Genomic DNA, 13,052 nt, shown 5'->3' on the forward strand with positions numbered 1-13,052 from the left:
CGCCGGGCCGTCGGGACGGGCGAGGCGGAGTCGCGCGGCGCCGACGGCGCCGTCGGGGCGGGCGTGGGCCGGGGGGCGGGTCCGGGCAGGTGCGGAGAGGTCATGGCAGTTCGATCAGTCCGTGTTCGCGCAGGTAGTCGAGTTGGGCGCGGACCGACAGCTCGGCGGCGGGCCAGAGCGCGCGGTCGACGTCGGCGTAGACGTGGGCGACCACGTCGGCGGCGGTGCGCAGCCCGGACTCGACGGCGGTCTCGACCTGGGCCAGGCGGTGCGCGCGGTGGGCGAGGTAGAACTCGACGGCGCCGCGCGCGTCGTCGAGCACCGGGCCGTGGCCGGGCAGGACCGTGTCCACCTCGGCGTCCACGGTCAGCGACTGGAGCCGGCGCAGGGAGTCCAGGTAGTCGCCGAGGCGGCCGTCGGGGTGGGCGACCACCGTGGTGCCGCGGCCCAGCACGGTGTCGCCGGTCAGCACCGCCCGGTCGGCGGGCAGGTGGAAGGAGAGTGAGTCGGCGGTGTGCCCGGGGGTGGCGATCACCCGCAGCTCCAGGCCGCCGGTGGTCACGGTGTCCCCCGCGGCCAGGCCCTCCTCGCCCAGCCGCAGCGCCGGGTCGAGGGCGCGCACCGGGGTGCCGGTCAGCTCGGCGAAGCGGCCCGCGCCCTCCGCGTGGTCCGGGTGGCCGTGGGTGAGCAGGGTCAGCGCGACCCGGCGGCCCTGCTCCTCGACGGTGGCGACCACCCGGGCCAGGTGCTCCTCGTCCAGCGGCCCGGGGTCGATGACGACCGCCAGCGGGGAGCCGGGCTCGGCGACGACCCAGGTGTTGGTGCCGTCGAGTGTCATCGGCGACGGGTTGGGCGCCAGGACGCACAGCGCCCGGGCGGTGGCGGTGCCGCCGACGGTGGGCTGCGGTCGGCCCGGCGGCTGGGGGGCGGTCACGAATGCTCCCGGGTGAACTCGTCGTGGCCCGGCCAGGTCAGGACGACCCGGCCCTCGTCGTCCAGCGACGCCCGCGCGATGACCGGCGTCAGGTCGCGGCCGGACGCCGCGGCCAGTGCCTCGGCGGCGCCGCCGTAGGGCAGCAGCGAGCGGAGGGTGGCCAGCGTCGGCGGGAGCATCGCCATCTCGCCGCGGGCGTGGCCGTCCACCGCCTCGGCGGGCCGCAGCCAGACGGTCCGGTCCGCCTCGCCGGAGACGTCGCGCGTGCGCTGGCCCGGTGGCAGGAGGGCCAGGAAGAACCAGGTGTCGTAGCGCCGCCGCTCGAACTCGGGGGTGATCCATCGCGCCCACGGGGCGAGCAGGTCCGAGCGCAGCACCAGGTCGCGCGCGGCGAGGAAGTCGGCGAAGGCGAGGTCGTGGGCGACCAGCGCGGCGCGGTCCGCCTCCCACCGCTCCCCCGTGGTGTCGGCGACCACGCTCGCGCCGTCCGGGCCGGCCAGCAGCACACCGGCCTCCTCGAAGGTCTCGCGGACCGCCGCGCAGACCACCGCCTGCGCCTGGCGCTCGGGCACGCCCAGGGCCCGCGCCCACCAGTCCAGCGGCGGCCCGGCCCAGCGCACCGGCCGCTCGTCCCGCGGATCGACCCCGCCGCCCGGATACGCGTACGCCCCCGCGGCGAAGGCCATGGACGCGCGGCGCCGCAGCATGTGGACGGCCGGGCCGGCGGCTTCCCGCGCGGCACCGCCGCCGCCCGCACCGGCCGGCGCCGCCTCCAAGTCGCGCAGCAGGAGGACCGTCGCGGCCGGGCGCGCCTCGACCGGGACCAGTTCGCCGCTCGCCAGGGCGCGGACGCGGTCGGCCCAGTCCGCACCGAAGGGGGAACTGTTGTCGCTGCTCATGGCCGGAGCCTACGTCGCCGCTGCCCGTTTGTTCGAGAGTCACCCGAACGGCTGTGGACGAACGCGCGCCAGCACGCCCGCACCACGCGGGGACGTCTTCGGACCGGGTCCGGTCAGGCCCCCGGCCACGGCTCGACCGCGACCACCGCGCCGACCGGCAGCGGGCCGTAGACGTGCGGGAACTCCTCGGCTCCCGGGACCGGCGGCTCGTAGCGGACCGGCACGCCGAGCCGGGCCACCTCGATCACGAGGACGACCAGGTCGGCGCGGTCCGGCTCGGCGCCGTAGAGCAGCGCGGCGACCGCCGGGAGCTGGTGGCGCAGCGAGCAGTGGATGAAGCCCACGTCGCCGAGGGTGCGGCCGCGGGTGGACAGTTCGTAGCTGCCCACCGCGCGGGCCTGGTCCCACAGGGGGCGCTCGGTGAGGTGGAGGATCAGGTCCGACCGCGCGGGGACCGACCCCGGCCCGGCCGTACCCGCCCCCGGGTCACCGGCCGCACCGGGGCGCGAGCCCCCGGCCGCGGCGGAGTCCGCACCGGTGTCCGGGCCCGCGGACGCGGCGGAGTCCGCACCGGAGGTCGGTGGCCCGGACGTACCGGCGCCCTCTTCCGTGTTCCCGCTCATCGCGCGCTCCTCGTGTCACCGTCCGTGCGCCGCCCGTGCGCCGGACATCCGCCGGCCGGCGCGGGGCGGGCTCAGTCGGCCAGTTCGACCTGGATCTCGACCTCGACCGGCGCGTCCAGCGGCAGCACCGCGACGCCGACCGCACTGCGGGCGTGCACGCCGCGGTCCCCCAGCACCGCGCCGAGCAGCTCGCTGGCGCCGTTGACCACCGCGGGCTGGCCGGTGAAGTCGGGCGCCGAGGCGACGAAGCCGACCACCTTGACCACCCGGGCGATCCGGTCCAGGTCGCCTGCCACCGAGCGGACCGCCGCGAGGGCGTTCAGCGCGCAGGTCGCGGCGAGCTCCTTGGCCTGCTCGGGGCTGACCTCGGCACCGACCTTGCCGGTCACCGGCAGCTTCCCGGCGACCATCGGCAACTGGCCCGAGGTGAAGACGTACGCGCCGGAGCGGACCGCAGGCTGGTAGGCGGCCAGCGGCGGCACCACCTCGGGCAGGGTCAGCCCCAGGTCGGCGAGGCGCGACGCGACGAGCCCGCTCATTCCTTCTCCCGCTTCAGGTACGCCACGAGCTGCTCGGTGTTCGGGCCCGGAACGACCTGGACCAGCTCCCAGCCGTCCTCGCCCCAGTTGTCCAGGATCTGCTTCGTCGCGTGCACCAGCAGCGGTACGGTCGCGTACTCCCACTTCTTCGCCATACCGCGACCTTAGTGCCTCGCCGGCCCGCGCCCGGCCCGCTCCCCTCCGGTCGCCGGTTCGCCCCACCGGGGCCCGCCGGGACCCCCGTGGGCCCCCGCCGAACACGCCCGCGGCCCGGCATCCCGCCCGGCCCGCGCCCCGGCCGCGCCCCGCCCGTGCCGCGGCTCCGCACAGCGAACCGGTGGCCGGAGGGGTGACCGGGCCGCCGAATGGTTAGGCTCGCAAGGGTGAGCCCCCAACAGTCATCAGCCGTCAGGCTCCACGTCGTGACGGGCAAGGGCGGCACGGGCAAGACCACGGTCGCCGCCGCGCTGGCGCTCGCCCTCGCGGCCGAGGGCCGCCGGGTGCTGCTGTGCGAGGTCGAGGAGCGGCAGGGCATCGCCCAGCTCTTCGAGACCGAGGCCCTGCCGTACGAGGAGCGCAGGATCGCTTCCGCATCGGGGGGCGGCGAGGTGCACGCCCTGGCCATCGACGCCGAGCTGGCGATGCTCGACTACCTCGACATGTTCTACAAGCTCGGCCGGGCCGGCCGGGCGCTGAGGAAGCTCGGCGCGATCGACTTCGCCACCACGGTCGCCCCCGGCCTGCGGGACGTGCTGCTCACCGGCAAGGTGTGCGAGGCGGTGCGCCGCAAGGACAAGGCCGGCTGGCCGGTGTACGACTCGGTGGTGCTCGACGCCCCGCCGACCGGGCGCATTACCCGCTTCCTCAACGTGAACGACGAGGTCGCCGGGCTGGCCAGGGTCGGGCCGATACACAACCAGGCGCAGGCCGTGATGAGGGTGCTGAAGTCCCCGCAGACCGCGATCCACCTGGTGACGCTGCTGGAGGAGATGCCCGTCCAGGAGACGATGGACGGCGTGGCGGAGCTGCGCTCGGCGGGGCTGCCGGTGGGCGCGGTGATCGTCAACATGGTGCGGCCGGTGCTGCTGGCGGACGCCGAACTGGCCGAGGTGGCCGACGCCGAGGCCGGCGCGGGCGGTACGAAGTCGAAGGGCGGCGCGAACGGGAACGGCGCCGGAAACGGCAACGGCAAGCGCAGGGCCGCGGTCGCCAAGGCGCTGTCCCAGGCCGGGCTGGGCGGCGCGCGGCGCGGGGGCGTCGCGGAACGCCTCGTCGAACCGCTCCTCGCCCAGGCCCACGAGCACGCCCAGCGGGTGGTGCTGGAACGCGAGCAACGCGCCGAGATCGCGGCGCTCGGCCTGCCGGTGCGGGAGTTGGAGCTGCTCGGCGACGGCGTGGACCTCGGCGGGCTCTACCGGCTCGCGGAGAGCCTGCGCCACCAGGCGGTGGCCCCCGCGCGCGAGGACGCGCACGCGCCCGTCGCGCCGGACGAGCCGGACCTGCCGCACGAGGCCGCGGCCGTGGACGATGACTGAGCCCCCCGCCCGCTCCCGCCGCGCCGGGGCCGCCCCGTCCTGCCCCCGCGCCGGGACCGCCGGCGCCACCACCCGCGCCGCCGCCCGCACCACCACCCGCGCAAACGCCCGCACCGCCGCCCGCGCAAACGCCCGCACCGCCGACACAGACCGCGCACCACGAACCCGAGTTCCGAGGTCGTACGGATGAGCCTGGAAAGCCCCCTGCTGGAGATCGACCCGCTGCTCGACGACCCGAAGGCCCGCATCATCGTGTGCTGCGGCTCCGGCGGTGTCGGCAAGACCACCACGGCCGCCGCGCTGGGGGTGCGCGCCGCCGAGCGCGGGCGCACCGCGGTGGTGCTGACCATCGACCCCGCGCGCCGGCTCGCGCAGTCCATGGGGCTGACCGAACTCGACAACACCCCGCGCGAGGTGGCCGGAATCGATCGGTCGGCGGGCGGATCGCTGCACGCGATGATGCTGGACATGAAGCGGACGTTCGACGAGGTCGTGGTGCAGCACTCCGACCCCGAGCGGGCCCGGGCGATCCTGGAGAACCCCTTCTACCAGTCGCTGTCGGCCGGTTTCGCCGGCACCCAGGAGTACATGGCGATGGAGAAACTGGGCCAGCTACGGGCCCAGGACGCCTGGGACCTCATCATCGTGGACACCCCGCCGAGCCGTAGCGCGCTGGACTTCCTGGACGCGCCCAAGCGGCTCGGCTCGTTCCTGGACGGCCGCTTCATCAAGCTGCTGATGGCCCCGGCGAAGGTCGGCGGCCGGGCCGGGGTGAAGTTCCTCAACATGGGCATGTCGATGATGACCGGCACCCTGAGCAAGGTGATGGGCGCCGGGCTGCTGCGCGACGTGCAGACCTTCGTGGCCGCCATGGACACCATGTTCGGCGGGTTCCGCACCCGCGCGGACGCCACGTACCGGCTGCTCCAGGCGCCCGGGACCGCGTTCCTGGTGGTCGCCGCGCCCGAGCGGGACGCGCTGCGCGAGGCCGCCTACTTCGTGGAGCGGCTGGCCGCGGAGGACATGCCGCTGGCCGGACTGGTACTCAACCGCGTGCACGGCAGCGGGGCCGACCGGCTCACCGCGGAGCGGGCACTGGCCGCCGCCGAGGCGCTGGAGGACGCGGTCGCGGAAAATCCGGCGGACGGCGGCATTGTGGATCTCCCCGCCGGGAAGGCTGACTCCGGTGGTACCGCCGGCGCCGCGCGAGGCGCCGGGAAGGGCGCCGCGGACAGCGCCTCGGACCGCACCGGAACCGACCCCCAGGGCCGTACGGAACTGCTCACCGCCGGACTGCTGCGCCTGCACGCCGAGCGGATGCAGGTGGTGGCCCGCGAGCGGCGCACGCGGGACCGCTTCGTGTCCGTGCACCCCGAGGTGCCCGTGGTGGAGGTCACGGCGCTACCGGGGGACGTGCACGACCTGGAGGGCCTGCGGGCGATCGGGCTGCGTCTGGGCGGCGATCAGCCGGCCGCGGCGTAGTCCTCGTCCGCCTCCTCGCCGATCGGCAGCAGTCCGGTGCTGCGCTCGTACTCGGTACGGGCCGTCTCCAGCAGCCTGCGCCAGGACGTCACCGTCGGACGGCGGCGCAGCAGAGCGCGGCGTTCACGCTCGGTCATCCCCCCCCACACACCGAACTCGACCCGGTTGTCGAGCGCGTCCGCCAGGCACTCGGTCCGCACCGGGCATCCGGTGCACACCGCCTTGGCCCGGTTCTGGGCCGCACCCTGGACGAACAGTTCGTCCGGATCAGTCGTCTTGCACGCGGCCTGCGTGCTCCAGTCGGTTACCCAGCTGCTCATGCTGGCGCCGTCCTCTCCCGAATCGAGGCTCCCCCACGGCGGCGAACGGCATATTCACCGTTGCCAGTTGAGGACGTTACGGAAGGTAGGCGCGACGCAACAGCCCTTTCAGGCCCAATCTTGCATGGCCCGAATGGACTATGCGTGCGCGGCAGATCACCCAACGGAGTGATCCGCGAAGGAATCGGGCGAACGGGAGATTTCGGTCTCTCCCGTCACCCGGAGGCGCCAAGTCCCCCGGCATATACCGAAATTCGGGCAGTTCTCATCACTCACAAGAGTGACGATGGAAGGTAAGGGGCAGCGATGCCCTCGCGCCCCGCATGCAACAGAGTAGGCGACCACCCCGCCGCGCGTCCGGGAATTCGCGAGGCCCGTGCTCCGTGCGTCGCGTGCGGGGTCCCGAGCGGCGCCCGCCACGCCATGCGCCGGCGCACGACCCGACACTCCGACCGGTCGCGAGCCGGCGCGCGCCCCGCCCCGCCGACCGTTCGTGACCCGTTCCCGTCACGAAGGTCACAACCTCGCAATGTCACGGTCTCGTACGCGTCCGCCCGGAAAGGCACCGCTCCCTCCGGAACACCCAGGATCGGGGTTTAGGCTGCTCTGCATGGCTCACAAGCGTTCCGGTGGGGGAGTGTCGACGGCCCAGCAGGCCGCGAAGTTCCTCGGTGTCAGCGTGTTGGCCGGGGTGGTGCTCGCGGGGATCGCGTTGCCCGCCGCCGGCGCTCTCGGGCTGTCCGCGAAGGGCACCGTCAAGGGCTTCGACGACCTGCCCGGGGAGCTGAAGCAGCCACCGCTGAGCCAGGCGTCCAAGATCCTCGACGCGAACGGCGGGCTCATCGCGACCGTGTACTCGCGCGACCGCACTGTGGTCCCGATCACCCAGATGAGCCCCAACATCCTCAACGCGCTGGTCGACATCGAGGACTCGCGGTTCTACGAGCACGGCGCCATCGACCTCAAGGGCATCCTGCGCGCCCTGAGCCACAACGCGTCGGACAGCGGCACCCAGGGCGCCTCCACCCTCACCCAGCAGTACGTGAAGAACGTGTTCGTGGAGGAGGCCGGCGACGACCAGAGCAAGGTCGCCGAGGCCACCCAGCAGACCGTGGGCCGCAAGATCAAGGAGATGAAGTACGCGATCCAGGTCGAGAAGGAGCTCGGCAAGAAGAAGATCCTGGAGAACTACCTCAACATCACCTTCTTCGGCGAGCAGGCCTACGGCATCGAGGCCGCCTCGGAGCGGTACTTCAGCACCCACGCCAAGGACCTCACCCTCCCGCAGGCCGCGATGCTGGCCGGGCTGGTGCAGTCCCCGACCGGGTACGACCCGATCACCTCGCCGAACGCCGCGACCGAGCGCCGCAACACCGTGCTGGCGCGGATGGCCCAGCTCAAGGACATCACCGCGGCCCAGGCCGCGGCCGCGGAGAAGGCCCCGCTCGGCCTGAAGGTCAGCACCCCCAAGAACGGCTGCATCACCGCCGTCAACGGCGCCGGCTTCTTCTGCGACTACGTCCGCGAGACCTTCCTCCAGAACGCCGCCTTCGGCAAGACGAAGGCCGATCGCGCCAAGCTCTGGGACACCGGCGGCCTGACCATCCACACCACGCTCGACCCGAAGGCGCAGAAGTCGCTGATCAACGGCATCAGCAACCACGTCTACAAGAGCGACACCATCGCCGCGGCGATGACCATGGTGCAGCCCGGCACCGGCAAGGTCATCGCGATGGGCCAGAGCAAGCCGTACGGCCTCGACAAGAACGAGACGCAGATCAACTACTCCGTCGACCAGGACATGGACGGCGGCGAGGGCTTCCAGAACGGTTCGACGTTCAAGCCGATCACCGCGGCCGCCGCCTTGGAGGCGGGGTACAAGCCCTCGCAGACCTACCCCTCGCCGAACAAGCTCCAGTACCCCGACGTGACCACCTGCAGCGGGTCGGTCCTGCACAGCGACAAGACGACGCAGAACGAGCTGCCGTCCGAGGTCGGGCCGTTCTCGATGCCCGACGCGCTGAAGCAGTCGATCAACACCTACTTCGTGGCGCTCGAGGCCGACGTCGGCCTGTGCCCGATCGTGAAGATGGCCGACAAGCTCGGCGTGGGCCGGGCCGACGGCAAGCCGCTGGTGGAGGGCGCGTCGCTGACCCTGGGCACCAACGAGGTGTCGCCGCTGTCGGTGGCCGCCGCGTACGCCGCCTTCGCCAACCGCGGCGTCTACTGCACGCCGATCGTGATCAACTCGGTCACCAACGCCCAGGGCAAGCACCTGACGGTGCCCAAGTCGCTGTGCTCGCAGGCCATGTCGCAGCAGACCGCGGACACCCTGAACACCATGCTCAAGGGCGTCGTCGACGACGGTACGGGCACCGCGGCCAACCTCACCGGCCGGGAGACCGCCGGTAAGACCGGTACCACCGACAACCGCTACGCCGCCTGGTTCGCCGGCTACACCCCGAACCTCGCCTCGGCCGTGTGGATGGGCGACCCGGCGCACAGCCGGCAGATGATCGACATCACCATCGGCCCGACCAGCTACGACAAGGTGCAGGGAGCCACCGGTCCGGCGCCGATCTGGAAGGACGCCATGACCGGCGCCCTTGAGGGCTCGCCGGTGGAGAACTTCACCACGGTCCCGCTCAACGTCCCGGACCCGACCAAGTCCGACCAGCCGACGAACGGCGACACCACCGGGGACACCAACGGTGACGGCGGCGGAGACAACGGCAAGGGCCACGGCAAGCACGGCGGCAACGGCGGCTTCACGGTGATGGGCACGACGACCGGCGCGATCACCACCGTGGGCACCAGTACCGCCGGGGGGACCACCGGCGGGGCGGACGCGGGTGCCGCCGGCGGAACCACCACCGGTGGCACGACGACGACCGGGGGGACGTCGGACCAGGGCACGACGGACGGGTCGGGAGGCATCCTCCAGCCGTCGGGCGGGGGGACCGGCTTCCCATAGCGGCGGAGCACGCGCGGACGTAGGCACACGTAAGGGGCACCCACCAGAGTGGGTGCCCCTTACGTGTGCCTGCCGCCGTCGGCGGGAGTGGCGCGGGTGCCGAGCGGGCGGACCGGGCCGAGCGGGCCTGGTGAAGGTGGCGGGGTCAGCCCGCCGCGAGCTGGCGCTTGACCTCGGCGGCGACCCGCCCGCCCTCCGCGAGCCCGGCCACCTTCGGGTTCACGACCTTCATCACGGCGCCCATCGCCTTGGGCCCGGACGCCCCGGACTCCGCGATCGCCGAGCGTACGACCGCCGCGAGCGCCTCGTCGTCGAGCTGCTTGGGCAGGTACTCGGCGAGCACCTCGCCCTCCTCCCGCTCCCGCTGCGCGGACTCCGCGCGACCGCCCTGCGCGAACGCCTCCGCGGCCTCCCGGCGCTTCTTCGCCTCGCGGGCGATCACCTTGAGCACCTCGTCGTCGGAGAGCTGCCGGGCCGTGTCACCCGCCACCTCCTCCTTGGTGATGGCGCTGAGGGTCAGCCGGATCGTGGCGGAGCGCAGCTCGTCGCGGCTCTTCATCGCGGCGGTCAGGTCGTCGTGCAGTCGCTGCTTGAGGGTCGTGGTCATACGCCGATTTTCGCACTACCGGGGGGCGGGTGCGCCGGATTATCCGGGTGGGGGTGTGTGCGGGGGGGTGCGGCCGCGTGCGGGGGGCGCGGCCGTGTGCCGGGGCCGTGGCGTTGCCGTGCAGCCGTGCGGTGGTCGTACCGCAGGACGGTCGCGCCGCCGCCGGTGCCGCGGTCGTACCGTAGGACGGGTCGCACCGTACGACGGACCGCGGCGGGCCGTGCGGCGGTCGTACCGTCGTACCGGCTGTCGTACCGGCCGTCGCGCCGGAGCGTTACCGGCCATACCGTCGTACCGGGGCCGTACCAGCGCACACCGCGGGTGTGGACTCTGACACGATGGACGCATGCGCGCGCGATACGGAATCCCCCTCGGTGTGACGGCGGCTGGCGCGGCCTGCGTGGCCTACGCGGCAGGTTTCGAGGCGCGGTCGTTCCGCCTGCGCCGGGTCGAGGTGCCGGTGCTGCCCGAGGGCATGCGGCCGATCCGCATCCTCCAGCTCTCCGACATCCACATGGTCTCCGGCCAGCGCAAGAAGCGCCGCTGGCTCCAGTCGCTGGCCGGGCTGCGGCCCGACCTCGTGGTGAACACCGGCGACAACCTCTCCGACCCCACCGCCGTCCCCGAGGTGCTCGACGCCCTCGGCCCGCTGCTGCGCTTCCCGGGGGCGTACGTCTTCGGCTCGAACGACTACTACGGCCCCAAGTTCCGCAACCCGGGCCGCTACCTCGTCGAGAAGGCCCGCGGCCAGCACGGGCTCAACGGCAAGAGCGGGGGCGCCCACGGCGCGATCCGCAACCCCTGGGGCGACCTGCGCGACGCGTTCGACGCGGCCGGGTGGGTCGGCCTGAGCAACACCCGCGGCCGGGTCAAGCTCGACCACGGCCCCGTGGTCGGCCTCACCGGCCTGGACGACCCGCACATCAAGCGCGACCGCTACGCGGAGGTGGCCGGCGGCCCCGACCCGGACACGGACTTCAACCTCGCGCTGGTCCACGCCCCCTACCTGCGGGTGCTGGACGCCTTCACGTCGGACCGCTACCCGTTGATCCTGGCCGGCCACACCCACGGGGGCCAGGTCTGCATCCCCTTCTACGGTGCGCTGGTCACCAACTGCGACATCGACACCGACCGGGTGAAGGGCCTGTCCACCCACACCGCCACCGGGTCCACGTCGTACCTCCACGTGTCCGCGGGGTGCGGTGCGAACCGCTACACCCCGGTCCGCTTCGCCTGCCCCCCCGAGGCCACCCTCCTCACCCTGACCTGACCCCGCTCCCCCGGCCCACCCGCCCCCGGGGCGCCCCCGGCCCCTCCCCGAAACCGGATTTCGCCTCGGGCTCCGGGTCCGCTAGAGTAATCCTCGTTGCACCGGGGTGTGGCGCAGCTTGGTAGCGCGCTTCGTTCGGGACGAAGAGGTCGTGGGTTCAAATCCCGCCACCCCGACTTCGTAACAGCAGGTCAGGGCCGGTTTCCCTTCGGGGAGACCGGCCCTGACTGCGTTCCAGGAGCGTTCTGGGTGTCAACTGGGTGTGATCTTGGTCGGCCGGATCAGCGGGACGCGGCACGCTCTTGCAACAGCCGGTCGAGCACCGCGACCGGCGAACGCGGATGCAACAGCAGGCGGGAATCCAGCGACTCGAACCAGACCTCGGTGAGCTGATCCATGAGCGTGGCCCGCATGGTGTCGGTGACGTGGCTGTAGCGCGCGCCGACCGATCCGTCCTCGTGGCCCATCCGGTCGTCCATGAGGACCTTGGGCGTGCCCAGCTCCTCCATGAGCGTGCGGTGCCCGTGCCGGAGGCCGTGGCGGGTGAGCCGGTCCTTGATGGGCATCCAGCACGCCTCTGCGCGGCCGGAGGCCCCGCGGCCCCGTACGGGGACGCCGGGGAACGCCCCGCCCGTCACGGGGACGGGGTGGGCGTCCTGCGGCGCCTTCTTCGGGTACCAGCCGGTTGCGGCCGGCGTGAAGATCCACGTGGCGTGGCCGCTGCGCCGCCAGTGGGCCGCCTCGCGGGACGGCCCTATCTGGCGGACGAAGCCGAGTTCGGCGACGGCCTTCTCGACGCGGACGCGCGTGGCCTCGGCGACCCTCTCGGGCCGGTTGAGGACGTTGGAGACCGTGCCGGTCGAGACCCCGGCCAGCTCGGCGACCTGGCGGAGCGTCGGCCCGGCCTGCCGGGTGCCGCCGACGCCCCGGCCGCTGTACACGTACGTGCTGCCGTGGCACGAGCAGGGCTGCGGCTTCGTACGGGTCACGTGGTCGGCGACGAGGTTCGACAGCCAGAACGGCGAGTCGACGTTCCGGTAGCTGTCGTCCTTCGGCGGGCAGCGGACGAACTCGCCGGTGTCGAGTTCGTACAGCTGCCACTCGATCCGGAAGCAGCGCGATTCCCGTCGCGCGAACTCCGTTTCCAGGCCCACGAGTTCGCCCCAGCGCATGCCGGTGTACGTCTTCTGGATGTGGGCCACGAACTCGTCGTCGCGGCCGGAGAGCAGCGAGGCCCGCTCGGCGATGAGCAGGGAGCCGAGCATGGTGGTGATCTGCTTCTCCGGCCCGCGCCGCTGGCTCCGGCCGTGCCGCCGGCCCCGGCCCCGGCGGCGCTCGGCGACGTTCTTCTCGGCGTGGCCGGCGTCGACCGCGTCGGCGAGGATCAGGTGCAGGAGCGAGCGGTACGTGCGGACGCTGCTCACCGCGCACCCGCTCTTGAGCTTCGCCTTCTCCCACGCGGCGACCATCGGGCCGGTGATGTCGCGGATGGCCTTGTCGCCGAAGGTCGGCAACAGGTGGGCCAGGCTGCGCGGGTAGTTCTGCATCGTGGAGTCCGCGAGGCCCTGCTCGGCGAGCCATTCCTTGGCGAACTCCCCGAACGTGACCTGGGCGGCGGCGCGTTCCTGCTCGGGTGGAATCCAGCGGCCCCGCTTGGCTTCCTCGTACGCTTCGGCTTCGGCCTTCTCGGCCGCCTTCTGCGCGGTGGTCTTCGTCGGGTACCGGACGGCTCGGCCGTCCTCGTCGACCACGTACCCCTGGGCTTTGCGGTCTGGGCGCTGATAGCAGGCCCGGTAGTAAGTCTTCCCTCTGGCGACGCGTTTCTCGGCGTAGGCCACGGTGGCATCACCTTCCTGTGGTTGTGAAGGC

The 13,052-nt window shown here is 72.9% G+C and carries 12 protein-coding genes and 1 tRNA gene; 5 read left to right on the forward strand and 8 right to left on the reverse strand.

All coding sequences use genetic code 11. From position 1 onward, the window contains the following. Nucleotides 1-100: 100 nt before the first annotated feature. From RVR_RS15550 to sp36, 5 genes are all read right to left on the reverse strand, one after another. The gene (locus RVR_RS15550; protein ID WP_202234414.1) at nucleotides 101-934 is read right to left on the reverse strand and encodes an MBL fold metallo-hydrolase; all 834 of its coding nucleotides are present in this window, start codon (nucleotides 932-934) and stop codon (nucleotides 101-103) included. Then, a complete protein-coding gene (locus RVR_RS15555; protein ID WP_202234415.1) occupies nucleotides 931-1,833 on the reverse strand; it encodes an NUDIX hydrolase in 903 nt (300 codons plus the stop codon). Before RVR_RS15555 ends, RVR_RS15550 begins: the two co-directional genes overlap by 4 nt. Before the next feature lie 113 nt (nucleotides 1,834-1,946). Continuing rightward, entirely contained in the window at nucleotides 1,947-2,270 is a 324-nt protein-coding gene (locus RVR_RS37600) for a DUF952 domain-containing protein (RefSeq protein ID WP_237405318.1), read from the reverse strand. Nucleotides 2,271-2,527: 257 nt separating this feature from the next. Then, nucleotides 2,528-2,995 carry a RidA family protein gene (locus tag RVR_RS15565; protein WP_202234417.1) on the reverse strand — a complete coding sequence of 156 codons (468 nt, stop codon included), beginning with the start codon at nucleotides 2,993-2,995 and terminating at the stop codon, nucleotides 2,528-2,530. After that, nucleotides 2,992-3,150, reverse strand: coding sequence for a Sp36 family protein (sp36, locus tag RVR_RS15570; protein WP_202234418.1), 159 nt, complete (start codon nucleotides 3,148-3,150; stop codon nucleotides 2,992-2,994). Before sp36 ends, RVR_RS15565 begins: the two co-directional genes overlap by 4 nt. Nucleotides 3,151-3,378: 228 nt before the next feature. Between sp36 and bagA the strand changes: the two genes are divergently transcribed. Then, the gene (gene bagA / locus RVR_RS15575) at nucleotides 3,379-4,530 is read left to right on the forward strand and encodes an ATPase BagA (RefSeq protein ID WP_237404772.1); all 1,152 of its coding nucleotides are present in this window, start codon (nucleotides 3,379-3,381) and stop codon (nucleotides 4,528-4,530) included. Nucleotides 4,531-4,716: 186 nt separating this feature from the next. Then, nucleotides 4,717-6,012, forward strand: a complete 1,296-nt coding sequence (bagB, locus tag RVR_RS15580) for an ATPase BagB (RefSeq protein WP_202234420.1) — start codon at nucleotides 4,717-4,719, stop codon at nucleotides 6,010-6,012. On the opposite strand, the gene RVR_RS15585 is transcribed toward bagB, so the two are convergent. After that, on the reverse strand, nucleotides 5,994-6,332 hold the full coding sequence (locus RVR_RS15585; RefSeq protein ID WP_202234421.1) for a WhiB family transcriptional regulator: 339 nt from the start codon (nucleotides 6,330-6,332) through the stop codon (nucleotides 5,994-5,996). The two genes, bagB and RVR_RS15585, sit on opposite strands and share 19 nt — an antisense overlap. A 610-nt stretch (nucleotides 6,333-6,942) precedes the next feature. Here RVR_RS15585 and RVR_RS15590 point away from each other — a divergent pair. Beyond that, the gene (locus RVR_RS15590; RefSeq protein ID WP_202234422.1) at nucleotides 6,943-9,306 is read left to right on the forward strand and encodes a transglycosylase domain-containing protein; all 2,364 of its coding nucleotides are present in this window, start codon (nucleotides 6,943-6,945) and stop codon (nucleotides 9,304-9,306) included. A 145-nt stretch (nucleotides 9,307-9,451) separates the two neighbouring features. Here RVR_RS15590 and RVR_RS15595 read toward each other — a convergent pair whose 3' ends face one another. Continuing rightward, entirely contained in the window at nucleotides 9,452-9,913 is a 462-nt protein-coding gene (locus RVR_RS15595; protein ID WP_202234423.1) for a GatB/YqeY domain-containing protein, read from the reverse strand. Nucleotides 9,914-10,259: 346 nt separating this feature from the next. Between RVR_RS15595 and RVR_RS15600 the strand changes: the two genes are divergently transcribed. Both RVR_RS15600 and RVR_RS15605 read left to right on the forward strand, forming a co-directional pair. After that, nucleotides 10,260-11,183: a metallophosphoesterase gene (locus RVR_RS15600; RefSeq protein WP_202234424.1), complete on the forward strand. Its 924-nt coding sequence runs from the start codon at nucleotides 10,260-10,262 to the stop codon at nucleotides 11,181-11,183. A 102-nt stretch (nucleotides 11,184-11,285) separates the two neighbouring features. Beyond that, nucleotides 11,286-11,359 (forward strand) — tRNA-Pro (locus RVR_RS15605). A gap of 105 nt (nucleotides 11,360-11,464) precedes the next feature. Here RVR_RS15605 and RVR_RS15610 read toward each other — a convergent pair. Then, entirely contained in the window at nucleotides 11,465-13,021 is a 1,557-nt protein-coding gene (locus RVR_RS15610; RefSeq protein WP_202234425.1) for a LacI family DNA-binding transcriptional regulator, read from the reverse strand. Nucleotides 13,022-13,052 lie beyond the last annotated feature (31 nt).

The organism is Streptomyces sp. SN-593 (assembly GCF_016756395.1).
Taxonomy (GTDB): Bacteria; Actinomycetota; Actinomycetes; order Streptomycetales; family Streptomycetaceae; genus Actinacidiphila; species Actinacidiphila reveromycinica.